At 30.3% G+C, this 25,283-nt stretch carries 25 protein-coding genes; 6 read left to right on the plus strand and 19 right to left on the minus strand.

The features are described from left to right. Positions 1-623: 623 nt before the first annotated feature. The 16 genes from H0I29_RS06445 to dinB form a co-directional block, all read right to left on the minus strand. Positions 624-1,364 carry a succinate dehydrogenase/fumarate reductase iron-sulfur subunit gene (locus H0I29_RS06445; RefSeq protein ID WP_218754816.1) on the minus strand — a complete coding sequence of 247 codons (741 nt, stop codon included), beginning with the start codon at positions 1,362-1,364 and terminating at the stop codon, positions 624-626. Between the two features lie 10 nt (positions 1,365-1,374). Then, a complete protein-coding gene (locus tag H0I29_RS06450; RefSeq protein WP_218754817.1) occupies positions 1,375-3,387 on the minus strand; it encodes a fumarate reductase/succinate dehydrogenase flavoprotein subunit in 2,013 nt (670 codons plus the stop codon). A gap of 10 nt (positions 3,388-3,397) precedes the next feature. Beyond that, on the minus strand, positions 3,398-4,075 hold the full coding sequence (locus H0I29_RS06455) for a succinate dehydrogenase cytochrome b subunit (protein ID WP_218732014.1): 678 nt from the start codon (positions 4,073-4,075) through the stop codon (positions 3,398-3,400). A 150-nt stretch (positions 4,076-4,225) separates the two neighbouring features. After that, positions 4,226-5,842, minus strand: coding sequence for an aspartate:alanine exchanger family transporter (locus H0I29_RS06460; RefSeq protein ID WP_218754818.1), 1,617 nt, complete (start codon positions 5,840-5,842; stop codon positions 4,226-4,228). A gap of 205 nt (positions 5,843-6,047) precedes the next feature. After that, a complete protein-coding gene (locus tag H0I29_RS06465) occupies positions 6,048-6,665 on the minus strand; it encodes a hypothetical protein (protein ID WP_218754819.1) in 618 nt (205 codons plus the stop codon). Positions 6,666-7,120: 455 nt separating this feature from the next. Continuing rightward, the gene (locus H0I29_RS06470) at positions 7,121-7,981 is read right to left on the minus strand and encodes a helix-turn-helix transcriptional regulator (protein ID WP_218754820.1); all 861 of its coding nucleotides are present in this window, start codon (positions 7,979-7,981) and stop codon (positions 7,121-7,123) included. Between the two features lie 48 nt (positions 7,982-8,029). Beyond that, complete coding sequence (locus tag H0I29_RS06475) at positions 8,030-8,488, minus strand: 3-oxoacyl-ACP synthase (RefSeq protein WP_218732018.1); 459 nt, start codon at positions 8,486-8,488, stop codon at positions 8,030-8,032. Positions 8,489-8,496: 8 nt separating this feature from the next. After that, positions 8,497-9,063 carry a 4'-phosphopantetheinyl transferase superfamily protein gene (locus H0I29_RS06480; RefSeq protein ID WP_218754821.1) on the minus strand — a complete coding sequence of 189 codons (567 nt, stop codon included), beginning with the start codon at positions 9,061-9,063 and terminating at the stop codon, positions 8,497-8,499. Next, the gene (locus H0I29_RS06485) at positions 9,056-9,307 is read right to left on the minus strand and encodes an acyl carrier protein (protein ID WP_218754822.1); all 252 of its coding nucleotides are present in this window, start codon (positions 9,305-9,307) and stop codon (positions 9,056-9,058) included. The genes H0I29_RS06480 and H0I29_RS06485 overlap by 8 nt, the downstream gene beginning before the upstream one ends. A gap of 67 nt (positions 9,308-9,374) precedes the next feature. After that, entirely contained in the window at positions 9,375-10,649 is a 1,275-nt protein-coding gene (locus H0I29_RS06490) for a beta-ketoacyl synthase (protein WP_218754823.1), read from the minus strand. A gap of 1 nt (position 10,650) precedes the next feature. Continuing rightward, positions 10,651-11,094, minus strand: a complete 444-nt coding sequence (locus tag H0I29_RS06495; protein WP_218754824.1) for a 3-hydroxyacyl-ACP dehydratase FabZ family protein — start codon at positions 11,092-11,094, stop codon at positions 10,651-10,653. Between the two features lie 35 nt (positions 11,095-11,129). Then, the gene (locus tag H0I29_RS06500) at positions 11,130-12,182 is read right to left on the minus strand and encodes a type III polyketide synthase (protein WP_218754825.1); all 1,053 of its coding nucleotides are present in this window, start codon (positions 12,180-12,182) and stop codon (positions 11,130-11,132) included. A 92-nt stretch (positions 12,183-12,274) separates the two neighbouring features. Further along, complete coding sequence (locus tag H0I29_RS06505) at positions 12,275-12,985, minus strand: methyltransferase domain-containing protein (protein WP_218754826.1); 711 nt, start codon at positions 12,983-12,985, stop codon at positions 12,275-12,277. Then, a complete protein-coding gene (locus tag H0I29_RS06510) occupies positions 12,985-14,106 on the minus strand; it encodes an NAD(P)/FAD-dependent oxidoreductase (RefSeq protein WP_218754827.1) in 1,122 nt (373 codons plus the stop codon). The genes H0I29_RS06505 and H0I29_RS06510 overlap by 1 nt, the downstream gene beginning before the upstream one ends. Positions 14,107-14,133: 27 nt before the next feature. Then, positions 14,134-14,586 (minus strand): GNAT family N-acetyltransferase, encoded by a 453-nt coding sequence (locus tag H0I29_RS06515; RefSeq protein WP_218754828.1) that lies wholly within the window; start codon positions 14,584-14,586, stop codon positions 14,134-14,136. 282 nt (positions 14,587-14,868) lie between these two features. Next, the gene (gene dinB, locus H0I29_RS06520) at positions 14,869-15,951 is read right to left on the minus strand and encodes a DNA polymerase IV (protein ID WP_218754829.1); all 1,083 of its coding nucleotides are present in this window, start codon (positions 15,949-15,951) and stop codon (positions 14,869-14,871) included. A 312-nt stretch (positions 15,952-16,263) separates the two neighbouring features. On the opposite strand from dinB, the gene H0I29_RS06525 reads away from it, so the two are divergent. From H0I29_RS06525 to H0I29_RS06550, 6 genes are all read left to right on the plus strand, one after another. Then, positions 16,264-16,593 (plus strand): iron-sulfur cluster assembly accessory protein, encoded by a 330-nt coding sequence (locus tag H0I29_RS06525; protein ID WP_165731437.1) that lies wholly within the window; start codon positions 16,264-16,266, stop codon positions 16,591-16,593. Positions 16,594-16,608: 15 nt separating this feature from the next. Continuing rightward, on the plus strand, positions 16,609-18,057 hold the full coding sequence (gene sufB, locus H0I29_RS06530) for a Fe-S cluster assembly protein SufB (protein ID WP_218732029.1): 1,449 nt from the start codon (positions 16,609-16,611) through the stop codon (positions 18,055-18,057). A gap of 79 nt (positions 18,058-18,136) precedes the next feature. Further along, complete coding sequence (gene sufC / locus H0I29_RS06535; RefSeq protein WP_165731435.1) at positions 18,137-18,886, plus strand: Fe-S cluster assembly ATPase SufC; 750 nt, start codon at positions 18,137-18,139, stop codon at positions 18,884-18,886. Between the two features lie 36 nt (positions 18,887-18,922). Beyond that, positions 18,923-19,312 carry a four helix bundle protein gene (locus tag H0I29_RS06540; protein ID WP_218754830.1) on the plus strand — a complete coding sequence of 130 codons (390 nt, stop codon included), beginning with the start codon at positions 18,923-18,925 and terminating at the stop codon, positions 19,310-19,312. Positions 19,313-19,359: 47 nt separating this feature from the next. Beyond that, entirely contained in the window at positions 19,360-20,673 is a 1,314-nt protein-coding gene (sufD, locus tag H0I29_RS06545) for a Fe-S cluster assembly protein SufD (protein ID WP_218732031.1), read from the plus strand. A 95-nt stretch (positions 20,674-20,768) separates the two neighbouring features. Beyond that, positions 20,769-20,972: a hypothetical protein gene (locus H0I29_RS06550; RefSeq protein WP_218732032.1), complete on the plus strand. Its 204-nt coding sequence runs from the start codon at positions 20,769-20,771 to the stop codon at positions 20,970-20,972. Positions 20,973-21,046: 74 nt separating this feature from the next. Here the strand turns inward: H0I29_RS06550 and H0I29_RS06555 are convergent, their stop codons facing one another. Genes H0I29_RS06555 through H0I29_RS06565 form a run of 3 tightly spaced genes read right to left on the minus strand, consistent with a single transcriptional unit; the run spans position 21,047 to position 25,240 of the window. Next, the gene (locus H0I29_RS06555) at positions 21,047-22,696 is read right to left on the minus strand and encodes a hypothetical protein (RefSeq protein ID WP_218754831.1); all 1,650 of its coding nucleotides are present in this window, start codon (positions 22,694-22,696) and stop codon (positions 21,047-21,049) included. A gap of 17 nt (positions 22,697-22,713) precedes the next feature. After that, positions 22,714-23,874, minus strand: coding sequence for an ATP-binding cassette domain-containing protein (locus tag H0I29_RS06560; RefSeq protein WP_218754832.1), 1,161 nt, complete (start codon positions 23,872-23,874; stop codon positions 22,714-22,716). A gap of 46 nt (positions 23,875-23,920) precedes the next feature. Further along, positions 23,921-25,240: a serine hydrolase gene (locus H0I29_RS06565; protein WP_218754833.1), complete on the minus strand. Its 1,320-nt coding sequence runs from the start codon at positions 25,238-25,240 to the stop codon at positions 23,921-23,923. Positions 25,241-25,283 lie beyond the last annotated feature (43 nt).

Here is a 25,283-nt window from a genome sequence, read left to right on the forward strand (position 1 = left end):
TCAATCGCTTCATTTTTACATTTCTTAATTCCGCAAGCGGAGTTTTTTTTACTATTAATTAAGAGGTTCTTAAATCACTTTAAAGAACTCTCTTTACGGAATAACACTCGTTACAATCTATTGATAGATTAATTCGTATAAAACTCGTAGTAATAATGTTATTTTGGAGGGAAGAAATTTTCTTTTTCACAGTATTTTTCTCTTTCCAAAGATGGAAAAGACATTTTTAAAAACCTAAAGAATCACTTTCCATTATAGCATACCCAACTATAGGTATACTGAATCACTGTTTTCAGGTATGCCAAAATGGAAATATTTTAAATACTAATTTTACTTATTTTTACATCGAAAAAGAAAACAAGTTGGTATAAGCCGTTATGAAATGGCACTTCATTTAGGCTTAACAGAAAATGGTTATTAAAGGACATACAAAGTTAGATGTAGAAGGATTACTTCTAATTTTAGAAAAATTAAACATTACACCAGTCTAATTTTTTAAGGAAATCGTTTAATTTTTTTTTATATCAAAAAACCCAAAACTAAAATAGTTTTGGGTTTTTATATTTATTAATTTACTTTAAGATTGCTTCGTAAAAACTCGCAATGACGTTTAAACTATCTTATTATAAATTAGCCTTCATCAACTCCCTATTCATTCTTGCAATATTGTCTAAAGAAATTCCTTTAGGGCATTCTACCTCACAAGCTCCTGTATTTGTACAGTTACCAAAACCTTCTAAATCCATTTGTGCAACCATGTTTTTAACACGATCTGCAGCCTCTACTTGTCCTTGTGGTAACAAAGCATACTGAGATACTTTTGCACCAACAAATAACATTGCAGAAGAGTTTTTACAAGTAGCCACACAAGCACCACAACCAATACAAGTTGCTGCATCCATAGCATCATCTGCTGCGTGTTTAGAAATAGGTAAAGAGTTTGCATCTTGTGTATTACCAGAAGTGTTTACAGAAATGTAACCACCTGATTGCTGAATACGCTCAAAAGCCATTCTGTCTACTACTAAATCCTTTATAACAGGAAATGCTGCTGCTCTAAATGGCTCTATTGTAATAGTATCGCCATCGTTAAACATACGCATGTGTAACTGACAGGTTGTTATACCTCTGTCTGGTCCATGAGCTTCTCCATTAATATATAAAGAACAAGCACCACAGATACCTTCTCTACAATCATGATCAAAAGCAACTGGTTCTTCACCACCATTTACTAATTGTTCATTCAAAACATCCATCATTTCTAAAAAAGACATGTGCTCTGAAATATCATTCACTTTATAGTCTACCATTTGACCCTTTGAACCAGCGTCTTTTTGTCTCCAAATTTTAAGTGTTAAATTCATCTTGTCTTTCTTATTTGTATGAACGTTGTTTCAATTCAATATCGTTAAACTCTAATTCTTCTTTGTGTAAAACCGCATCTGCAGGTTCTCCTTTATATTCCCAAGCAGCTGCAAAAGCGAAATCTACATCGTTACGTTTTGCTTCTCCTTTTTGAGGACCATCTAATTCTGCAGATTCTTCTCTAAAGTGACCTCCACAAGATTCTGCTCTCATTAAAGCATCTTTAGCAAATAACTCACCTAATTCTAAGAAATCTGCAACTCTACCTGCTTTTTCTAATTCTGGGTTCATTTCATTTGAAGATCCTGGTACAGAAACTTCTTTCCAAAATTCTTCACGAATGGCTTTAATTTCCACCATTGCTTCTTGTAATCCTTTTGCGTTTCTAGACATACCTGCCTTGTCCCACATTACTTTTCCTAATTTCTTATGGAAATAATCTACAGATTTTGTTCCTTTATTATTAATAAAGTGATTGATTCTTTCTGTAACTTCTTTTTCTGCCTCAATAAATTCTGGAGTTTCTGTTGAAATTTTTCCAGTTCTAATGTCATCAGATAAATAATCTCCAATAGTATAAGGTAATACGAAATAACCATCTGCTAAACCTTGCATTAATGCAGAAGCTCCTAACCTGTTTGCTCCGTGATCAGAGAAGTTTGCTTCTCCAATACAATAACATCCAGGAATCGTTGTCATTAAGTTATAATCAACCCAAACACCACCCATTGTATAGTGTACTGCTGGATAAATCATCATTGGAGTTTCATATGGATTCTGATCTATGATTTTCTCATACATCTGAAATAAGTTTCCGTATTTTGCTCTAACAATCTCTTGTCCTAATTCTTTTATTTTTGCAGGTGATGCATTTTTTATATTATGAATCTTAGCTTGCTCTTCTCCATAACGAGTAAAAGCAGATGCAAAATCTAAATAAACAGCTTCTCCTGTTGCATTTACTCCGTAACCAGCATCACAACGTTCTTTTGCTGCTCTAGATGCAACATCACGTGGTACTAAGTTACCAAATGCAGGGTAACGTCTTTCTAAATAGTAATCTCTTTGGTCTTCTGTTAAATCTTTAGCAGTTTTCTTTCCTTCTCTAATTGCTAAAACATCTTCCATGTTTTTAGGAACCCAAATACGTCCATCATTACGTAAAGACTCAGACATCAATGTTAATTTAGACTGATAATCTCCAGAACGAGGAATACATGTTGGGTGAATCTGTGTATAACAAGGATTTGCAAAATATGCTCCTTTTTTATGGATTTTCCAAGCTGCAGTAGCGTTAGAACCCATTGCATTTGTAGATAAGAAATATACGTTACCATAACCTCCAGAACCAATTACAACAGCATGTGCAGAATGACGCTCAATTTCTCCTGTAATTAAATTTCTAGCAATAATTCCTCTTGCTTTTCCATCAACAATGACAACGTCTAACATTTCATGTCTGTTAAACATCTCTATTTTACCACGAGCAATTTGTCTATTCATTGCAGAATAAGCTCCTAATAATAATTGTTGACCAGTTTGTCCTTTTGCATAGAAAGTTCTAGAAACTAAAACTCCACCAAAAGAACGATTGTCTAACAAACCACCATAATCACGTGCAAAAGGAACTCCTTGTGCCACACATTGATCAATGATATTTGCAGAAACCTCAGCTAAACGATACACGTTTGCTTCACGAGAACGGTAATCTCCACCTTTTACAGTATCATAAAATAATCTGTAAGTAGAATCTCCATCTCCTTGATAATTTTTTGCAGCGTTAATTCCTCCTTGTGCCGCAATAGAATGCGCTCTTCTTGGAGAATCTTGGTAAGCAAATGCTTTTACATTATACCCTAACTCTGCTAATGTTGCTGCGGCAGAACCACCAGCTAACCCTGTACCTACAACAATAACGTCTATATTACGTTTGTTTGCAGGGTTTACCAAGTCAATTTTATTTTTATAATCTGTCCATTTATCTTTAATTGGACCTTGAGGTACTTTTGAATCTAAAGCCATATTGTATAGATTAATGGTTTAAGTAATGATAAAGTGCAATAAAAATAAATCCTAAAGGAATTATAATTGAATATGCTTTACCTATTGTTTGTAATGTTTTTTTTCGTCCAGATGTAGAACCCATAGATTGAAATGCTGATGTAAATCCGTGTGCTAAATGCAATCCTAAGAAAACAAAAGCAACAACATAAGCAGCAACTCTAATAGGGTTTACAAATTTATGCAACAACTCCTCATGGTAACGGTAACCTTCTATTCCTTCTAAAGTACCAGACCAATCGCCTTGAATAAATTTTGTGTTAATTTCTGGAAACCAGAAATCGATAAAATGTAAAATGATAAATGCTAAAATAGCAGCACCACTCCAAATCATGTTTCTGCTCATCCAAGATGAATTAGCTGCACCATTGTTTTTTGCATACCCAACTCCGTTTGCTTTTTTGTTTTTTAATTCTAAGATAAATCCCATTACAAAATGAAAAACTACACCAAAAATTAATACTGGTTGCAAGGCAAACTGTATTAAAGGGTTTGTTCCCATAAAGTGTGAAACTTCGTTAAAAGTATCTGGGCTTAGAACTGATAAAAGATTGATTGCAAAATGCTGTAAAAGGAAGAACATTAAAAAGAATGCAGAAAGCGCCATGGCTATCTTTCTTCCAACTGAAGATTTGAAAAATCCGCTCATTGTATAAATGTATAATTAAGTTATAATTGTTGTTTTACAAATGTACCATTTAGATACGCTTTACTGAAATAATAATGGTTGTTTTTTGGTTATTTAGAATCGTTTTAATATGATGTTTTTGTTTTAAATATTACCTTATTTTTTAACGTGTTATAACACTGCCATTACTTCTGCTACAATAATTATAAGCACCAATGAAAAAGGATACACAGCTGCGTAAGCAATTTGCGGAGCATCCGAATCGGTCATAGAGTCTGTTGCACTTAATCCTGGTGTAGAAGTCATACCTCCTGTTAAGGCTCCTAAAACAGACAAAAAGTTTATTTTTAAGAGAAATCGTCCAACAAGAACAGTAATAATCATAGGAATCAAAGTAATTAAAGCGCCATATAGAAATAAAATAAAACCATGTTTTTCGATTGCTGAAATTAAGCTTTGTCCTGCTTTTAAACCAACAGGAGTAAGAAATAACAAAAGCCCAAACTGACGTAATATTTGGTTTGCAGGACCTGATAAATTCCAAATTACAGTAGCAAACTTTCCTTTCCAACTTAAAAATATAGAAGATAAAAGTACCCCACCAGTAAGACCTAATTTTAAACCAATACCACCTAACGGTATAGCAATGGCACCTACAAGAATACCGATAACAATACCAAATGCTACAGGTAAAAAACTTGTTTGACCTATTCTTTTTAAACTATCTCCAAAGAGTTGCGTCACCGCAGGAACATTTCCTTTAGAACAAGAGACTAAAATTTTATCACCATATTTTATTTTGGTTGATGGATGTGGAGCTAAATCGATACTAGCTCTTCTAATACGTGTTATGGTAGCAGAATAATTTTCTAGAAGATTAAGTTCTTCAATGGTTTTATTTACCACAGCATCATTACTTACTACATACCACTTTACTTCGTAAGTTCCACTTCTAGGAATTTTAATATCGGTAACTTTACCTAATAAAACCTCTATTCTTTGTAACGCATTTACCGTACCTACTGCTTTTATAATATCTCCCGTTTCTAAAATAGTATCTTTTGTAGGAGAAATAGGTAATTGATTAGGCTTCATTATACGTGAAATATTCGCTTTGGTCATAAAACGAATTCTCAACTCTCTAATCGTTTTACCGTTTACGTTTTCATTAGAGATAATTAAGTTTTTATTGATCACCATTGGAGTGCTCGATTTCGATTTTTCTTCAAAATCTTTTTCTTCATTCTTAATGTTTATTCTAAATAATGCAGGTCCTAATTTTACAAACAAAATAACACCTAAAACTCCAAACGGATATGCAATACCATAACCAATAGACGCTAAAGGAGATTGAGAGGCTTCTATAGAAGCAGCCAAACCAGGTGTAGATGTTAGTGCTCCTGTTAGCAAACCGCTCATCATATTCATATCTACATCATAAATATAAGAAATAGACACAGCAGTAATACCACCTGATATAACCGTAATACCTGCCAAAAGGATTAATTTAGCTCCTTGTTCTTTAAAAGAACTAAAAAAAGAAGGTCCTGCTTGCATACCTATGGTGTAAATAAATAACACCAAACCTACACTTTGAATAATTGGAGGAATATTAAAAGTAATGCCATTTAAATTGTACAGATATCCAAAAAAGATAGCGACAAAAATAACCGCAGAAGTATCAAAACTTATTCCTTTTATACGAATGTTTCCTAAGGCGATTCCTAAACCAATAACTAGAAATAACACAAAGTAATCTTTAGTGAGTAATTCTAAAAAAAATTCCATAATTTTTAATATTAATTTTATTATTTTTTATAAAAATTGACTTTAATTTAAGTAGACAAAAGTAGGTCTTTAGTGTATTTAATTTTTATGATAATTATCACTAGAAACCTTGCTGTTACTGATATTTTAAAACTACACGCCCTCCAACCACTATATCTATTGAACGAATACGTTGTAGTATATTTTACCAATTAAAACAAGCCACTTATTTAGTATCCGAAGAGATTAGACATTTATCATTTTCCCATTTACCTCTAAGCCCCTCTTTGTGAATCACTTCTCCATTACAAGTTAAAAAATTACCTTTTTTATCTTTTTTTATGATTTTCATTTTTCCCTCCTCAATAGCATTTACAATTCTATAGATTAACCCTTTTCTAGAAACAACACTTCCTTTTGCAATTAATTTTAACCCTTCTTCATTATTATGTAAATCCATTTCAGATGAAATTTCATCTGGCACAACACCATCTTCTAATTTTTGTTTTTTGTATGTTAAATAATTTTCTTTTTCATGTGCTTCTCCTAAAGAACGTGCAGAACTCACACCCATTTCTTGTGCTAATCTTGCCATCCAGTAAGCATGCCTAAAAGCATCTACCTGCCCACCTGCTCCATCTTTATCTAACAAGTCTGTTTTTGCAATTGAATCTGCAACCCTATTTGTTTCTTTAGAAATTTCTAAAGATTTTGTTGCTTTAAAAGGATGAAAAAACACCCATTTTTTAATTGGTGGAGAGAGCTTAAAAAAACTTTTAAAATTAGATTGTCCAAATGAATGTACAGCAAAGAGCATCGTTAAGAGAAATAGTGTCTTTTTCATTTTGAAAATAATGATTTGTAAAAAACAAAAATACTCCTTTTAATTGAAAAAAAATTGATGCGTAAACTTCAAGACCACTTATTTAAAAAAAAGCCTTCAACAGCAAACTTCTTTATGAGTCTTAAATTCAAAGTAGTAATATTTAATATTAATCAATTTTAAAAATTTAGCACAAAAAAAATCATCTTAATTATAAAAATTAAAATGATTTAAATATATGTTTTTAAAAAACAAGAATCGCTTCCTAAAAATTGAAGAAATTGGGGGAAATCTTAATTATTTGTAGCAAAACTAAAGTTAATTAAAAACATTTTTGAATAATAATACTCCTAAAAACTGTAGAAATGGGAAAATAAATAAGAATTCACCTAATCAGAATATTTTTTTTAAGAGAATACAGCCTTTAAATCATAGAAGTTTAATGTTATTTAAATAAATTTATATTCAAAAAAATATTACACATATTTTTTTCTAAATTCTTCTGGTGTAGAATTAGTGTGTTTTTTAAAATATTTATACAAATTAGTAGGCTCATTAAAACCAGTTTTAAAAGCAATCTCTTTTATAGAAAGATTATAATGTATCAGCAATCTTTTCACTTTAATTATAACAGTATCATCTATAAACTCTTTAGCAGATTTATTTGCTATAAATTTTACAACCATATTAAGCTTCTTTGCAGAATACCCTAACTTATTTGCATAATCATAAACTTTTTTAGTTTTGTAGTAATCTTCTTCTAGTAAATTTTGAAATATAATAAACTCTTTTAAATACTTACTTTGCTGCAAAGTGTTATATCCGGTCGATTTTATTCTATAAATCAAAGTAATTAAAATATGTAGTAAACTCCTTATCAGTTTAAAAGAGTAAATATCATTTACAACTAAAACTTCTTTTTCTATTCCTTTTATTAATTTAAAAATACTCTCAAAATCGCAGTCTTTTAATTGTGTTTTTGGAGAAACTAATAACTCATTAAACATCTGAATTGCATTTGCAACCTCAATTTCATTTAAATAACTATTTAAAAACTCTTCTTTAAAACATAATAGAAAACCTTTTGTTGCCTTATTTAAATAAAACCGATGCATTTGATCTTTTCTAATAGCCAAAATAGTCCCTTTATCATAATCATAATCAGAGAAATCAATTGAGTGTTTGCCTTTTCCTTCTGTTATAAAAATTAATGCATAAAAATCTACTTTATGATTTTTTGTAAGAATTTCTTCACTTTCGAACTTCTCTAAGTCCAGAAAATTTACAATATCAAAATTTGATTGTTGGAGCTTTAAGTAATTATGAGTTCTATGCATGTTAATCGACATTTATTTAAGGTGTTTAAAACTCTAAAATACTGATTATTATTTTAGTCCTTTTACAATTATTGTATTTCCATTAAAAACAATCGCATCTTCTATCTTTTTACCTAACAACAACTTACCGATTGGAGACGAAACAGAAATAGCAAAATACACCTTATTATCAACCGTAAGTTTACCTGCAGAAATAGATAAAAAATAATTAGTCATATTTGTTTCAATCACCGTGCCTAGATGTGCAATATTTGACGTTTTTGAAACATCAATTTTAGCTAAAATTTCTTTCATTTGTGTAATTCCGACAAGTTGCTGACTCGCTTTTTCCATTTCTAACTGCAACATGGCTCTACCAGTTTCGTGCTTATCGCCAGCAGAACTTTTAGTTTCTGATTGCAATGCTTTTTGATTAGAGGAAATAATTTCAGTAACCGTATCTAAGCGTTTATTTACAAAAGTTTCACATTGCTTATAAAGTGCTTCTTTAACTTTTAATTGCGACATATATTATTTTAATTTTCTAAAGTAAATACAAAGGCACCATAATTCCCATGATGCGAAATTGAGCAAGATTTGGTTAATATTTTTTTCTTGTGATAAAACAAAGGAGCACCAACAGTTGTTTTTATTTTTACGATTTCATCGGATAAAACTCCTGTTTCTATCGCCAATTGTGTTTTTAAATCGATATGAATATTTTTTGATGAGCCAATCTTAAAATAAATAGCATCCTCACTTTTCAGCTCTTTGGCAATTGTATGGATATAAAATGAGTTTAAACTTGTATTTGTATAATATTTATGATCTTCAAAAAGAACAACCCCTTCTATTAACGAAACGAAACTACATTCAAATTTTTGAGGCGCAAAAAAACGTGTTTCTACTTTTTGAGTATAACTCTTATAAGCCGCTTCTTTCATAGACCAAAATTGCCAAACTTTTAAAAATGGATTGTCTGCATTACGAATTTCTTCTTGTTCTTTTTGGGTGAATTGCTTCTCTAAAAACCCTTTTCGTTGCCAATTACTTTCGGTTTTAGCAAGGTTTAAATCAACAATATCATTACCAATATTATGCATCCATTTTAGATTGAATTACAGCAATGGTTGCCTTTACAGAAAGCATTTTCTCCATAGAAGCATTGTCTATTTCTATTTTAAACTCGTCTTCTACATCTAAAATAATGTCTACTAAGTTTGCTGAATTTATTTCTAAATCGTTTATAAAATCTGTGTCTTCATTTAACTTTTTAAAACCTTCTTCATTTTGAACATAAGGCTTTACAATTGTAGTTAACTTTGATATAATTTCTTCTTTTGTCATATTTTATTTATTGTTTTAGACCTCACAGCTTTTAAAACCTTTGAGGTCTTTCTTTTTCTTAAATTAGTTACAGTTTATACTTTTTAAAGATAACACAAGCATTTACATCACCAAAACCAAAACTTGCTTTTGCTAAAATAGTAATGTTTTTTTCCATCATTTTTGTCGGAATTTTATCTGTAGAAATTAATTCAGAAATTTCTGGATGAACATCTTCACAATTGATATTCGGAAACACAAATTGTTCTTTAATTTGTAAAACAGCAGCTACAGATTCAATAGCGCCAGAAGCAGCCAAACAATGGCCAACCATAGATTTTAATGAATTAATATGTGGAAAATTTGTTCCTTTTCTTTGCATTGCTTTGGTCCAATTTTCTATTTCTAAACTGTCTTTTGAGGTTGCTGTTAAATGTCCGTTAATAACATCAATTTCATCAGCAGAAATATTGGCATCTAAAATTGCATCCGTAATACATTTCTGAACAGCTTCTGCATTTGGAGCCGTTAACGTTCCGCCATTTCTTTGTCCGCCAGAATTTATATTTCCTCCTAAAACTTCTGCATAAATAGTCGCATTTCTTGCTAAAGCACTCTCTAAAGATTCTAAAACCAAGGCTCCTGCACCACTTCCAGGAACAAAACCTGATGCAGTTTCACTCATAGGTCTCGATCCTTTTTCTGGAGTTTCATTGTGTTTATAAGACATCACTCTCATGGCATCAAATCCGCCCCAAGTATACAAACTACTGTCGCTAGAACTGCCAACCAACATTCGTTTTGCTTTTCCGTTTTTAATACGTTCGAAACCTAATAACAAGGCTTCTGTACCTGTTGTACAAGCAGATGAATTTGTGGTTACTTGGTTTCCTAAACCTAGAATTCCACCTAAATAGGCCGAAATTCCGCTTGCCATAGTTTGCACTACAGAAGTACTTCCTAAACGCCTTACATTTTGATCGTCAATTTTATAAATTGCTTCTCTAAATTTTTCAATACCAGAGGTTCCTGTTCCAAAAATTAAACCAGAATCATAGTCTAATTTAGAGTTTTCATCTACAGAAAAACCTGCATCTTTCCAGGCATCAATTCCTGCTATACATCCGTATAAAATAGAAGTACTATTAAACCCACGTAGTTGTAAAGGTGTTAAGTATGTTGCTTTTTTTTCTTCAGAAACTTCCGGAATTCCACCAATACAGCAAGAAAACCCTTTGTCCATTAAATTCTGATGAAAGGTAATTCCAGATTTCCCTAATCTTATTGCATTTGTAAACTCCTGCAAACCTACTCCATTTGGAGCTACAACTCCTAAACCAGTAATTACAACTCTATTTTTCATCTTATTTAGCTATTATCATTCCAGAAATAGTTCCTCTGCAAACCAGTTCATTTTTATCATTCATCATTTTTACTTTGCACTTTAATTTATTGAATCTAAAATATTCTTTCTCTGAAATTACAGTTACTTTTTCATTTGGTAAAACGGGTAAATAGAAATCAACCTGATTAGAAGTTAACGCAATTTGTGTTTTTTTTTCTTCGGAAGAAATTTCGTCTTTTAATAAATAAATTCCCAAACAAACAACGCCAATTTGTGCCATGGTTTCCGTTAAAATAACACCTGGCGTAATCGGATTTCCTTTAAAATGACCTTCATAAAAAAAGGCACTTTCGTTGAATGTATAATTTCCAGTAACTCCATTTTCTGAAATTTCTGTCAATTCATCAACAAACAAAAATGGATTTGTATAAGGAAGGTTTTTTATAATTTCTATTTGGTTCATTTGCTCTATTTTTTACACAGTATTGTAACTATACTTTACCACTCCAACAATATTCTTTGTGCAGAAAAACCTGGACCAAAACTCAACATTAAACCACGTTCTCCTTTTGCAGGATTTCGATCCATAAATCGTTCTAAAACATACAAAACGGTTGCACTAGACATATTACCGTATAATCGTAAAACTTCTTTTGTATCGTCTATATTTTTCCCTAAAACACCGAATAAATCTTCTACAGTTTGTACAATTTTTTTTCCTCCCGGATGAAAAATTAAGTGATCTACATCATCAATAGTTAAATTATTTCGTTCTAAAAACGGATGTACAATTGCCGGAAAATGATCTGATATTTTCTGCGGAACTTCCTTATCTAAAATCATTTGTAAACCTGTATTTACCAATTTAAAACCCATCATAGAAGTAGCATCGTAAAAATGATACATGGCTTCATCAATAATTTCTGGACCTTTATCTTCTTCATAAGAAGACAAAATAACAGCAGAAGCTCCATCACCAAAAATAGCAGCACTTACAATGTTTGTCATCGAATAATCATTTAACTGAAAAGTTGCTGTTGGTGCTTCAACAGCTATTACAGCAGCTCTTTTATTCGGATTCGCTTTCAAAAAATTCTTCGCATAAATAATACCAGAAACTCCGGCTGCACAACCCATTTCTGTTACTGGCAAACGTACAATATCTTGTTTCATTTGCAGAGAATTAATCAAATAAGCATCCATAGACGGAATCATAATTCCGGTACAACTTACGGTAATTATATAATCGATATCCGTAGGTTCTAAATTTGCTTTCTCTAATGATTTTGTTAAAGATTGTTCTGCTAGTTTTACAACTTCTCTTGTATAAATATTATTTTTTTCTTCAAAAGAAGTCGCTATAAAAACTTCTTCCGGATCCATAATTGAATACCTTTTATCTACGCCTGCTCCTTCAAAAAGTTTAATAACTTTTCTTTGAAAACGAGTATCTTGATCTTGCATCCATAATTTTACAAACGGAATAATATCTTTGGTTTCCCTATAATATTTTGGAAGTTGTTTTGCAACCGATGTTATTTTTACTTTCATATTTTTAGACACTAATTTCACGAATTCGCACTAATTTATTTCGACACAGGTTTCACCTTATGTTTGTGGTTTAAATTAAAAGTCTAAAACTTTTAACTTGATAGCATCCATCGAAAACGGAATGCCCATTTCCAAGAAACTTGTGGCTCTACATTTAATTTTTGAGAGATTCTTTCTAAATCTTTTCTTTTAAATCCTCTTAATACAGATGTTAATCCATCTTCAATAATCATTTTATTTTTAATAAAAAGAGACAATAACATAAACAGATAATACGCCAATTTATGTCGATGCAAATCGTTTACTACAATTGCTATTTTTGTTTGTTTTAAAGTGTCTCCTAAAAAAGAAACCAATTGTTCTTCTTTAAAATGATGTAAAAATAAGGTTGCCAACACCACATCGAATTGTCTGTTTTTAAAAGAATCAGAAAAAATATCTTCCGTTTTAAAACTCAGTTCTGGAAACGCTGTAGATAATTCATTGGCATATGCTATTGCTGTTGGGTTTGCATCAATACCTAACAATGTCATTTTATAGCCTTTCTTTCTTCCAAATTTTGCCACATCTCGTAAAATATCTCCATGACCACAACCAATATCTACAATGGTTAACTCTTGTTCTTTTGGGTGATTTTTTAGTACTTTTTTAAGGGAGTTTAAAGTAACTAAATTTCCGCCTAAATATCGATTTATATTTTCTAACTTATCTAAAGTATCTCGCAGTAAATCTCCACCAATAGAAAAATCATCCATCAGTTCTTCTTTGTCTGTTCTGTTTTTTGTGCTGATAAAAAAGTCCATTAAATTTTCATTGGTTTACCATGGGTTTGCTTGATAATGATTGGTAATAAAAAAGGTAGTTTCTTTAAAATTTGTAATAAAATCGATGCAATTCTATCTTTTCGAAATAACATTGCTATAAAATGACCTGCTTTTAAACGCAAACTAAATTTTTTATTCCACTGTCTAATATATTGCTTTTCGAGCTCTTTTCTAGACATATTTTTACCATTCAAGTAATTTAAAATCAATTTAGATGCAATTTGTGCAGACTGAATTGCCATACTCATTCCGTTTCCGCAAAGCGGATGAATCATTCCTGCAGAATCGCCACACATTAAAATATGGTTTTCTACTGGTTTTTTAGTTTCAAAAGAAACCTGACTAATGGTTAATGGCTTCTCAAAAACAGCTTCAGAATTATTAAATATTTCTTTTAAAAAATGATTTTTAAAAACGACTTGTTCCTGAAAATCATCAATATTTTTATACTTTTTAAAAGACGCGTAATTGGTGATATAACACAAATTAATCGCATCATTTTCCACTTTAGAAACACCGCAATAACCACCTTTAAAATTATGAAGTGCTACTAAATCTTCTTTAAAATTTCCTTTTACATGGATTTTTACGCCTAAATAAGGTGATTTTTTTTTGATGAAATCTCTTTCTAATTTTACGTCTAATAAAGAACGTTTGCCAAAAGCGCCAATACAAATTTTAGATTGAAAACTATTATGCTCTTTGGTTTCAACTAAAAAAACATCCTCTTTAAAATCGATATTTACTACTGAATCTTGTAGTATTGTAACTCCATTTTTTGTTGCTTTTTCTGATAATACAAAATCTAATTGATACCTAGAAATTCCGAAACCACCCAAAGGTAATTTTGCTGAAATCAGTTTATTTTTGGTCGTTGATAATTGAAAATTTTTAATTTTTACCGCACCAAAATCAAACGGATTTACATCTAAAAATTCTAAATAAGGCAATACTTCATTTGAAATATATTCACCACAAACTTTATGTTTCGGATATTCATTTTTTTCAATCAGTAAAACTTTTTTACCAAATTTTGATAAATGAATTGCATTGCATAAACCTGCTAAACCGCCACCAATAATAATTACATCTGCGTTCATAGGTTTTCCATTTTAATTTATTGACTTTTACAATGCTTTTTCAAAACAAACACTATTTTCCATTTCTTTATACTGTCCATAATTTTCAATCACTTTGTAATTACATTTCTGATAGAATTTAACAGCTTCTACTTGTCTTTTACCAGTTTCTAATACACATTTTTTATACCCTAATTCTTTTGCCCAAGTTTCTAATTCTTGTAATACTTTTTGTGCGATTCCTTTCCCTCTTTCATCAGGAGAAACAAACATTCTTTTTACCTCTAAAGAAGTATTATCAAACTTTTTAATTGCTCCGCAGCCAACTGCTTTTTTATCAACAGAAACAACCACCACATTCTTTAAAACATCTATATTATTAAACTTATTGTAAAAATCGTGCTCTGCTCCATCCATAATTTTTAAGTAGCCATCTAACTGTTTTACCAAATTGATAAAATCTGGGTTTTCAGAATTTGTTCTAATAATTTCTATTTTCATTTCTAATGTTATTTATGCCATTCTAAGACCCGATAAAAAAATCGATCAGAAATAATAACGTACAATTTAGTCCTTTCTATGATAAGCCTCGTAGTATTTCTTTCAGTTTTGTGCTTTTACGGTTATGAGATTTCTCCTATCGTCGAAATGACAATTTGAAGTATTATTAATCCTTTCCATTTTTAGGCAAGCCTACAGAAATTGAACTCTTCATAATTTAAGTTAACAAATTACTAAGTAATGCTTACCATAATTCTGTAGCATACAAAAAGACACTTAGCGTCAGAATTCAAATTTTAATTGTACCCAAACAGGTTCTTTATTTTCGGTGTTTAAATTACCAAAAGACAAACCTAATAAACGTACCGAATTGGTAATTTTATCTTGAAACAACAACTCTTTTACTACAGGAAAAAATTCGTTTTTAGTTTGCATAAAATAATCTTTAGTTTTACTTCTTGTCTGTTGTGTAAAATCTGAATATTTAATTTTTAAAGTGATTGTTTTTCCTTTTGTATCCGTTTTTTTCATGCGTTTTTCTAACTCATCTGCAATTTTCTCTAACTTTTCTATCATAAATATTTCCGAAGAAATGTTTTCACTAAAAGTCCTTTCTGCAGCAACAGATTTCCGAATTCTGTTTGGTTTTACTGCACTATTATGAATTCCGCGAACAATATTATAATAATGAGCACCCGATTTCCCGAAAAATTTAATCAGTTCTTCTAAAGTTTTTTTCTTTAAATCGTTCCCCACAAATATGCCTAAGTTATACATTTTAGCAGCAGTAACTTTACCAACTCCGTAAAACTTATTGACAGGTAATTCTTCTAAAAATTGAATAACCTCATCTGGATGCACTGTTTTTTGTCCGTTTGGTTTATTAATATCAGACGCTACTTTTGCAATAAACTTATTTATAGAAATTCCTGCGGAAGCTCTTAAACCTGTTTCTTCGAAAATACGATCTCTAATTTCTCTAGCAATGGTATTTGCAGACGGATTTCCTTTTTTATTTTCCGTAACATCCAAATAAGCTTCATCTAAAGAAAGCGGCTCTACCAAATCTGTATACTCGTAAAAAATGTCTCTAACTTTTTGTGATATTTCTTTATAGCGAGGAAAATCGCTATTTACAAAGATTAAATGCGGACATTTTTGTTTTGCTAAAGTGCCGCTCATTGCAGATTTTACACCAAATTTACGCGCCTCGTAACTTGCTGCAGAAATAACACCTCTTCTGCCTTCTCCACCAACAGCGATTGCCTTTCCACGTAATTCAGGGTTGTCTAATTCTGCTACAGACGCATAAAATGCATCCATATCTACATGAATTATTTTTCTAAAAGGTGGTTGCAGTTCCATGTTTCGAAAATACAAAATGAGTTATCAATCTATCAATATTTTATTATAATATTCATAATTCATTTTAAAGAGTTTTATCAACAATAAAAACTGTTATAACATTAATTTACATCGACGGGTATTTAATATTTTCACACAATCTGTAAAAGTATAGGATCAATCTAAAATAATATCGTGGTCTATAAAATGGTTACTTAAAAGAACAATCAATAAAACCAATTGTTTAATTGGGTTTGTTAATGAAAGTTTGTTATTTTTCTTCGACTTATATCGTATATTTGCAGACAATTTAGATTTAATCTATTTAAAATTATGATAAAAGTTTCAGACACAGCAAAGAAGAAAGTCATAGAATTAATGACTGACGATGGCTTTAATGCAGTAACCGATTTTGTACGCGTTGGTGTAAAAAGTGGTGGTTGTTCAGGTTTATCTTACGATTTAACTTTTGATAACAAACAAGAAGAAAACGATAAAGTTTTTATAGAGAATGATGTAAAAATCATTGTTGATAAAAAAAGCTTTTTATATTTAGTAGGAACAACCTTAGAATATTCTGGAGGTTTAAACGGAAAAGGATTTGTTTTTAACAACCCAAACGCAAATAGAACTTGTGGTTGTGGAGAATCATTCTCACTTTAAAAATTTAAGAAAAAGATGTCAAAGTACACAGAGGAGCAGCTAGAAGAAGAATTAAAAACCCAAGAATATAAATACGGTTTTTATACAGATATAGAAAGTGACACATTTCCCATAGGATTAAGTGAAGATGTTGTTCGCGCAATTTCTAAAAAGAAAAACGAGCCAGAATGGATGACTGAATGGCGTTTAGAAGCTTATAGAGTTTGGGAAAAAATGGAAGAACCAGAATGGGCAAATGTACATTATGAGAAACCAAAGTTTCAGGACATAGCTTATTATTCTGCGCCAAAAAAGAAACCACAGTTAAACTCTTTAGATGAAGTAGATCCAGAATTATTAGACACTTTTAAGCGTTTAGGAATCTCTCTAGATGAGCAAAAAAAATTAGCTAATGTAGCTGTAGATATTGTAATGGACTCTGTTTCTGTTGCGACTACTTTTAAGAAAACATTAGGTGAAAAGGGTATTATTTTTATGCCTATTTCTGAAGCAATTCAGGAACACCCAGAATTGGTTAAAAAGTATTTAGGAACCGTTGTACCAACAACAGACAACTTTTATGCAGCATTAAATTCTGCAGTTTTTTCTGATGGATCTTTTTGTTACATTCCAAAAGGAGTAAAATGTCCGATGGAACTTTCTACCTATTTTAGAATTAATGAAGGCGGAACAGGACAATTTGAAAGAACACTAGTTGTTGCAGATAAAGGTAGTTATGTTTCTTATTTAGAAGGTTGTACTGCACCAAGTAGAGATGAAAACCAATTACACGCAGCTGTTGTAGAATTAATTGCATTAGATGATGCAGAAATTAAATATTCTACCGTACAAAACTGGTATCCTGGTAATAAAGAAGGAAAAGGTGGAGTTTACAATTTTGTAACGAAAAGAGGTATTTGCGAGAACAATGCAAAAATTTCTTGGACACAAGTAGAAACTGGTTCTGCTGTAACATGGAAATATCCTTCTTGTATTTTAAAAGGAAATAACTCTGTAGGTGAATTTTATTCTATTGCAGTTACTAATAATTTTCAACAAGCAGATACCGGAACAAAAATGATTCACTTGGGTAAAAACACCAAGTCTACCATTATTTCTAAAGGAATTTCTGCAGGTAATTCTCAAAACTCTTACAGAGGTTTGGTACATATTGGAGCAAGAGCAGAAAACGCTCGTAACTTCTCACAATGTGATTCTTTATTAATGGGTAATGCTTGTGGAGCACACACGTTCCCTTATATAGAGGCTAAGAATAAATCGGCACAAATAGAACACGAAGCAACTACAAGTAAAATTGGTGAAGAACAATTATTTTACTGTAACCAACGTGGTATAGATACAGAAAAAGCAATCGCTTTAATTGTAAACGGATTTAGTAAAGAGGTACTAAATAAGTTACCTATGGAATTTGCTGTAGAAGCTCAGAAATTACTTGAGATCAGTTTAGAAGGAAGTGTTGGATAATTAATTATCCAACCATAAAATATATAATTATTAAAATAATGCTTCTAGCCAAAAGCTAAAAGCCAATAGCATAAAAAGGATGTTAAAAATAGAAAATTTACAAGCGAGTATTGATAATAAATCAATTTTAAAAGGATTGAATTTAGAAGTAAAAGCAGGTGAAGTACATGCCATAATGGGACCTAATGGTGCTGGTAAAAGTACTTTAGCTAATATTATTGCCGGTAAAGAAGATTATGAAGTTACTGCTGGTACAATTGAGTTAAATGGTGAAGATATTAGCGAATTAGCACCAGAAGAAAGAGCACATAACGGTGTGTTTTTATCTTTTCAGTATCCTGTAGAAATTCCTGGAGTTTCTGTAACAAACTTTATTAAAACTGCTATTAACGAAACTCGTAAAGCAAAAGGTTTAGAAGACATGCCTGCAAAAGACATGTTAAAAATGATCAGAGAAAAATCTGAATTATTAGAAATAGACCGTAAATTTTTATCTCGTTCTTTAAACGAAGGTTTTTCTGGAGGAGAAAAGAAACGTAACGAAATTTTTCAAATGGCAATGTTAGAGCCAAAATTAGCTATTCTAGATGAAACAGATTCTGGTTTAGATATTGATGCTTTACGTATTGTTGCAAACGGAGTAAATAAATTAAAATCTAAAGACAACGCTGTTATTGTAATTACACACTACCAACGTTTATTAGATTATATCGTACCAGATTTTGTACACGTTTTACACGATGGTAAAATAGTAAAAAGTGGAGATGCTTCTTTAGCTTTAGAATTAGAAGCAAAAGGTTACGACTGGATTAAACAAGAATTAGTTTAAAATGTTTCTTGTTTCTATTGTTTAAAGTTTCATGTTTTGGCTACTATAAGAAGATTCGAAGATTTAGAAATATGGCAACTAGCTAGAAAATTAGCTCAGCAAGTTATTTTTATTTCTAAAAATACTGATTTGAAAAACGACTATCGTTTTAAAGATCAAATTAAAACTTCTTCTGGTTCAGTAATGGATAACATTGCTGAAGGTTTTGAAAGAGATGGAAATTTAGAGTTTAGACAATATTTATCAATTGCAAAAGGTTCTGCTGGAGAAGTTCGTTCACAATCTTACAGACTCTTTGATTCGGAATATATTTCTGAAGAAAAATTAAACGATTTAATTATTGAGTGTGAACATTTGAGTAAAAAAATAGCAAATTTTATCAGCTATTTAAATAAAAGAGATTTTAAAGGAACTAAGTTCAAGTAGTCACAACTTGAAACAAAAGAAACTTTAAACCTGAAACTTATAAAACAATGGAATTAAAAGATAAAATAGTATCATCTTATGTTGCTTTTGAAAATGATGTAGATATCAATTCAGAAATACATAACATACGTACAAAAGCATTACAAAATTTTGAAACATTAGGGTTTCCTACCAAAAAATTGGAAGAATGGAAATACACTTCTTTAAACTCAATTTTAAAACAAGATTATAGTATTTTCCCTAACAAAGAAAATAACGTTGAATTTGCGGATGTAAAACAGTATTTTATTCATGATATTGACACCTATAAAATTATTTTTATAGACGGAAAATACAGTTCTTTCCTTTCTGATGTAACGCATGATGGAAAAGATATTTGTTTACTTTCTTCAGCAATATCAAAAGCTAAATATAGCCCTGTTATAGAAAACTACTTCAATAAAATTGCAAAACAAGATAATTTAACCTCGTTAAATACTGCGTTTGCCAATGAAGGAGCTTACATTTATATTCCTAGAAATGTAGAAGTAGAAAAGCCTATTCAGATTATTAATTTTACAACAGGTTCGGAAGCTGCTACAATGATACAGCCAAGAAACTTAATTGTTGTAGAAGAAAATGCACACGTTCAAATTATAGAGCGTCACCAAAGTTTAACAGACAACGCTGTGTTGTCTAATGTTGTTACTGAGGTCTTTGCAGCTAAAAACTCTACGGTAGACATTTATAAAATTCAGAATGATAAGATAAATGCTTCTCTAGTAGATAATACTTACATAGAACAAAAAACGAACAGCGTTGTTTCTGTACATACATTCTCTTTTGGAGGAAATATCACCAGAAATAATTTAAATTTCTATCAACGTGGAGAACATATGGACTCTATCTTAAAAGGAATTACAATTATTGAAGGAAAACAACATGTAGATCACCACACTTTGGTACATCATATAGAACCAAATTGCGAATCTCATCAAGATTATAAAGGAATTTTTGACGAGCGCTCTACGGGAGTTTTTAACGGTAAAGTAATTGTAAATAAAGAAGCTCAAAAAACAAATGCATACCAACAAAACAACAATGTTTTAATTAGTGATAAAGCAACGATTAATGCAAAACCACAATTAGAAATTTTTGCTGATGATGTAAAATGTTCTCACGGTTGTACTATTGGTCAATTAGATGATGATGCTTTATTTTACATGCAACAACGTGGTATTCCTAAAAAAGAAGGGAAAGCATTGTTAATGTTTGCTTTTGCAAATACGGTTTTAGAAAGCGTTAAAATACCAGAGGTAAAACAACGTATTACCAAATTAATTGCAGAAAAACTAAACGTAAATATTGGTTTCGATTTGTAAATCTTAAAACCACTTTTTATATAAAAAAAAACCACGCAAATTGCGTGGTTTTTTTTATTTATATTTTTTGTAACTTTATAAAAAAACTGAAGATTATGAATAAAACAATTAAAACAGTATTATTAATAGCAGGAGTTGTATTACTTGTTTATGGAACTTACACTATGATTCAGCCAGAAACAGAAGTCTCAATAGGTGATTTAGATTTGATAGAATCTCAAGACAACACCAATTCTTATATCACTATCGCATTAGGTATTGCTGCTGTAGCACTTAGTCTGATAAAAGGTAAAAGTTAATAAACCAACCATTAAATTGTGTTATAAAACCACTTAGAAATAAGTGGTTTTATTCTGTTTTATCATAAAATAGTTTACTCTGGTCTTGCTTTTAATTTTCTGATAAATAAAGAATACACATAGATTGTAATTACACTAACCAACAGTATTACCCAAAAACCATAATTCTGAAACCACGTTTCAAAATTACTTTTATAATTATAATTTTGAGGGTTTAACTCTAAATAAACATCTTTTAAAAATCTAGAATAACTAAAAGCAGCAAACAAAAAGAAGGTTGGTACTGCAAATAAAACTAACGACCAAAAGATAGATATTATCGTTTTTTTCCAATTTAAAATATAAGAAAAAATTGAAAAAACGATAATTAAAAAAGAGATAAACAACATTATAAAGTACTCGTTGTATTTACTATACCCAAACAAATTGCTAGAAGAAGACATTAACCAAACTATTAATACCAAAACAACCAAACTTGCTACAAAACTTAACAATATTGTTTTAATGCTTGTTGTTTTAAATATTAAAATAAGAATGCTTAAACAAAAAGAAAAGGCAATTATAAAATACAAAAAGACAATATTAAAACCAGGAAAATAAGATTCATATACGTTCTTAAAGAAATTATCAGTATCATTAAAATCGAAGTATAAACTCTTAGAGTAAGGGATATCTTTACCCGAAGATAAATTGTTTACTCCATAACCTGTTCTTCCATAATATTCTTCTTTTGGGTTGCTCGTATGTATCAATTCCGTTAAAAGGTAACTTGGTTTATTATCGATTAATTCAAACCAATTGTCTACTGTTAAGTTATGTTTTATTTCATATTTTTTTGAGATGGAAAGCACCTCATTTAATCCTTCTTTTATTTTAACATCATCTTTATTATTTAATATTTCTTGATAGAAATTAAGCTGATTTTTATAGTCTAAAGAGTCTTGAGCATAATTAAATTTCTCTTTTGAATAATTGAATAAAGACGGATTTAAAAACTCTTTAAACTCACTTATATCAATTATAGTTCTATCTTCAAAATTATCAAAATCAATTGCAGATCTAGTTTTGTAAGAGTTGTTCGTTTCTAAATTAGAGTTATTATTGAACTTATAAAACTGTAAAAAATGACCATCCCTTTTAAAAAAAACTTGAGTAGTATCAATATTATCTGTTAAATTCTGATCATAACCTACTGCAACATTTAAAGGAAAAGGTACCGGATATTCTTTTTTATCTATTTCATATTCATCTTGTTCTTGCATTAAAAACAAACTAAACTTATTAAAAGTCTTAATATCTTTATCTAATTCTTGCCAATTATAAAGAGATCTTGTTTTAATTTTTAAACCTGTTTTAAAAGAATAAAATTGTGTTGTACTTATTAGAATGATGAGAAATACAATACAAAATTGCTGAAAAACCATTCCCTTTTTTACAGAATACAAATTTTTAAAAGCATTATTTCTTAGGTAAAAAATAATCCAAATTAATAATAGAAAAATAGAAATCAACACGCTGTAATACACGTTAGATGTAAAAAAGAAGAAATCATCTAACTTATAATGTTCTTTTAAGTCTGCTAAACCATTAACGGAAGAAAAGCCTATTAAAAAGAAAAGTAAATGAACAATTATATTTACTCCAAGCATCCAAACTAAACGAGTATTCCAAATTAATGGATAATGCTCTAAAAGATATTTATTTATTTTATTGATGAAATTCATTATTATTGTTTAGATGATTAATACACAAAAAAGCGTCTGGTAGATTTAGAAATATCTCTAATATACGTTACATTTAATTGATGACTTGCAATCGTATTTAGCACCTTATTAAATGTAATTTCATCCTTAAAGTACAAGATATAAACACCTCCATTAAACTCTAGCTTTTCTAAATTCAGTTCTTTAAAAACAGTTTCTAATTCTTCTCTAGAGTTGGTTGCATCTAATTCTATAATTAATTGCTTTGCTGTTTTTTCTGCAATATTTAACTCATTAGAAGGTTTACCATTTCTTAAATAAATAACCTCATCAGAAATTTTTTCTACCTCATATAATTGCTGAGAAGAAAATACCATTGCAATTGGGTTTACAGGAGATTTAGACATCATCTTTAAATCTTCTAGGATAATTTGTTGTGCCAAAATATCTAAGTTTGCCAAGGGCTCATCTAACAAAATAATTTCTGGCTTGCGTAACATTGTTCTTGCCAACTCAAAACGCATTTTATATCCAGAAGAAAGTTCGCTCCATTTTAAATCTTTGTATTTCCAAAGACCAAACCGGGCAACCATCATTAAAACTAGTAAATCATTTTTTTTACCTTTTACACCATAATGTACCAACGTAAATTTTAAATTATCTAAAACTTTACCATACCAAACAGCCGTTCTCTGCGGTATGTAAACCAATTTAGACAACACATCGTAAGCGTCTTTATTTTTTGATGAAAAAGAATACTCTAAACTACCTGCAGATACTTTATTTAAAGAAGCCAACACCGTTAATAACGTTGTTTTTCCATTTCCATTTTCACCAACCAAACCAAAAATATCTCCTTTTTTCAATTCGACATTTACAGGACCTAAAACAAAACGACCTTTGTTATAATCTTTGGTAATATTATCTGCTTTTAAAATTGTTGTACCAACTAAGTTTTTGGTTTCAATTTTTATATTTTTTAATTGATTACAGCATTCTGTAAATAACAAAAGTAATGACGATTTATCATCACTACTTTCATTTTCATATTTTTCTACAAAGTCTAATACTTTGATAAATATTTCTGTAGAATCTGTGTTTAAAGAAGCATCTAAAAGCGTTCTATAACCTAAAGAAAAATCGCCTCTCTTAAAATATAAAAGTGCATTCTCTATTAATTCTTCTTGTGTTTGTATCATATTTCTCTGAATTCTAGCAATTTTTCTAATTTAGAAATAATAAAATTTATTTAATTGACTCAATCACACCCTTTAAAAAGGTATTTTCATCAAAATTATTTAAACCAAAACGGACAATTACCATTTCTTGCTCTGGTAAAACATACACTCTTTGTCCTTGAAAGCCATCTGCATAATATATGTTTTTAGGCACGTCCTTAAAATCATTTTCTGCATTTAGCCAAAACTGCGCACCATAAGTTCCGTTAGAACCTGGCGTTGGTGTTGTTATATAATCTACCCATTTTTTTGTAAACAACTCTTCTCCATTCCAATTTCCATTTTTAAGGTATAAAAGACCAAATTTAGACCAATCTCTTGCAGTTGCCCAAGAATAAGAAGAACCTACGTAATTTCCGCTCAAATCGGCTTCTAAGACCATAGAGTTCATCCCTATTTTATCAATAAAGTTGATATACCAAAAGTCTAAATATTCTTGATGCGTTTTAAAGTAAGTTCTTAAAATACCTGATAATAGATTGGAGGTACCAGAAGAGTAATTCCAACTCTCGTTTGGGTTACCAACCAAAGGCTTATTTTCTTGCATCTTGGTCATATCTCTTTCTAGAAACAACATTTTAGTCGCATCAGAAATTTCCGCATAATTCTCATCCCATTCTAAACCAGAATTCATTTGTAATAAATTATTGATGGTAATCTTTTTACGTTCATCATTTTGCCAAGAATCAATTGGAGCTTTGCCAAACACATTAATTCCACCTTGATTTTCCATAATACCAAATACAGTACTTAACAAACTCTTTGTCATAGACCAGCCTAAAAATTTTGACTCTTTATGAAATCCGTCTGCATATTTTTCTGAAACAATTTGATCTTTATAAACAACCAAAACAGCTCTTGTTTTATTGGAAGGATCAAATAATAAATCTACAGATTCATCAATTTTATCATAATCTAAATTTGCAAAAATAGTATCTATTTGTGGGGCGTTTCCATAAGGGTAAGGTGTATTATTATCTGCTTCTAATCTTTTAGGAACTAAATAATCTGCAGTTTCATCGCTTTCTTCTAAGGTTAAAACAACACCTAAACCTTCTCTATAAATAGCTTTTCTACTTAACAAACCAAAAGCAGAAGACGTTGCATTTTTATTTTCTAAATCAATTGCATCAGAAGCCAAATTAACTGGAGAAAAATTATTGTCTGTAGTGTCTGTAAACTCTAGAGTTCTATCCGCAACAAAAACAGATGAAGCCATGTTTTTAGCAGAATAACCAGCCAAGAGATTCAATTTTGGATAGTTGTAAATAACAACACCAACTATAGCAATCAATATCAAAAGTAGAATCCGTTTAAAAATTTTCATCAGAAAAGAGTTTAGTTATGTAAAAATAAGAAATTCATATTGT

It is taken from the genome of Polaribacter sp. R2A056_3_33, assembly GCF_019278485.1.
Taxonomy (GTDB): Bacteria; Bacteroidota; Bacteroidia; order Flavobacteriales; family Flavobacteriaceae; genus Polaribacter.

Bases quoted from the DNA above. Each gene is read 5' to 3' on its own strand.
- H0I29_RS06455 (WP_218732014.1), bottom strand. From the start codon at position 4,075: ATGAGCGGATTTTTCAAATCTTCAGTTGGAAGAAAGATAGCCATGGCG.
- H0I29_RS06490 (WP_218754823.1), bottom strand. From the start codon at position 10,649: ATGAAAAATAGAGTTGTAATTACTGGTTTAGGAGTTGTAGCTCCAAAT.
- H0I29_RS06495 (WP_218754824.1), bottom strand. From the start codon at position 11,094: ATGAACCAAATAGAAATTATAAAAAACCTTCCTTATACAAATCCATTT.
- H0I29_RS06505 (WP_218754826.1), bottom strand. From the start codon at position 12,985: ATGGACTTTTTTATCAGCACAAAAAACAGAACAGACAAAGAAGAACTG.
- H0I29_RS06445 (WP_218754816.1), bottom strand. From the start codon at position 1,364: ATGAATTTAACACTTAAAATTTGGAGACAAAAAGACGCTGGTTCAAAG.
- dinB (WP_218754829.1), bottom strand. From the start codon at position 15,951: ATGGAACTGCAACCACCTTTTAGAAAAATAATTCATGTAGATATGGAT.
- H0I29_RS06460 (WP_218754818.1), bottom strand. From the start codon at position 5,842: ATGGAATTTTTTTTAGAATTACTCACTAAAGATTACTTTGTGTTATTT.
- H0I29_RS06565 (WP_218754833.1), bottom strand. From the start codon at position 25,240: ATGAAAATTTTTAAACGGATTCTACTTTTGATATTGATTGCTATAGTT.
- H0I29_RS06510 (WP_218754827.1), bottom strand. From the start codon at position 14,106: ATGAACGCAGATGTAATTATTATTGGTGGCGGTTTAGCAGGTTTATGC.
- H0I29_RS06465 (WP_218754819.1), bottom strand. From the start codon at position 6,665: ATGAAAAAGACACTATTTCTCTTAACGATGCTCTTTGCTGTACATTCA.
- H0I29_RS06500 (WP_218754825.1), bottom strand. From the start codon at position 12,182: ATGAAAGTAAAAATAACATCGGTTGCAAAACAACTTCCAAAATATTAT.
- H0I29_RS06485 (WP_218754822.1), bottom strand. From the start codon at position 9,307: ATGACAAAAGAAGAAATTATATCAAAGTTAACTACAATTGTAAAGCCT.
- sufB (WP_218732029.1), top strand. From the start codon at position 16,609: ATGTCAAAGTACACAGAGGAGCAGCTAGAAGAAGAATTAAAAACCCAA.
- H0I29_RS06475 (WP_218732018.1), bottom strand. From the start codon at position 8,488: ATGTCGCAATTAAAAGTTAAAGAAGCACTTTATAAGCAATGTGAAACT.
- H0I29_RS06550 (WP_218732032.1), top strand. From the start codon at position 20,769: ATGAATAAAACAATTAAAACAGTATTATTAATAGCAGGAGTTGTATTA.
- H0I29_RS06480 (WP_218754821.1), bottom strand. From the start codon at position 9,063: ATGCATAATATTGGTAATGATATTGTTGATTTAAACCTTGCTAAAACC.
- H0I29_RS06450 (WP_218754817.1), bottom strand. From the start codon at position 3,387: ATGGCTTTAGATTCAAAAGTACCTCAAGGTCCAATTAAAGATAAATGG.
- H0I29_RS06555 (WP_218754831.1), bottom strand. From the start codon at position 22,696: ATGAATTTCATCAATAAAATAAATAAATATCTTTTAGAGCATTATCCA.
- H0I29_RS06525 (WP_165731437.1), top strand. From the start codon at position 16,264: ATGATAAAAGTTTCAGACACAGCAAAGAAGAAAGTCATAGAATTAATG.
- H0I29_RS06515 (WP_218754828.1), bottom strand. From the start codon at position 14,586: ATGAAAATAGAAATTATTAGAACAAATTCTGAAAACCCAGATTTTATC.
- sufD (WP_218732031.1), top strand. From the start codon at position 19,360: ATGGAATTAAAAGATAAAATAGTATCATCTTATGTTGCTTTTGAAAAT.
- H0I29_RS06560 (WP_218754832.1), bottom strand. From the start codon at position 23,874: ATGATACAAACACAAGAAGAATTAATAGAGAATGCACTTTTATATTTT.
- H0I29_RS06470 (WP_218754820.1), bottom strand. From the start codon at position 7,981: ATGCATAGAACTCATAATTACTTAAAGCTCCAACAATCAAATTTTGAT.
- sufC (WP_165731435.1), top strand. From the start codon at position 18,137: ATGTTAAAAATAGAAAATTTACAAGCGAGTATTGATAATAAATCAATT.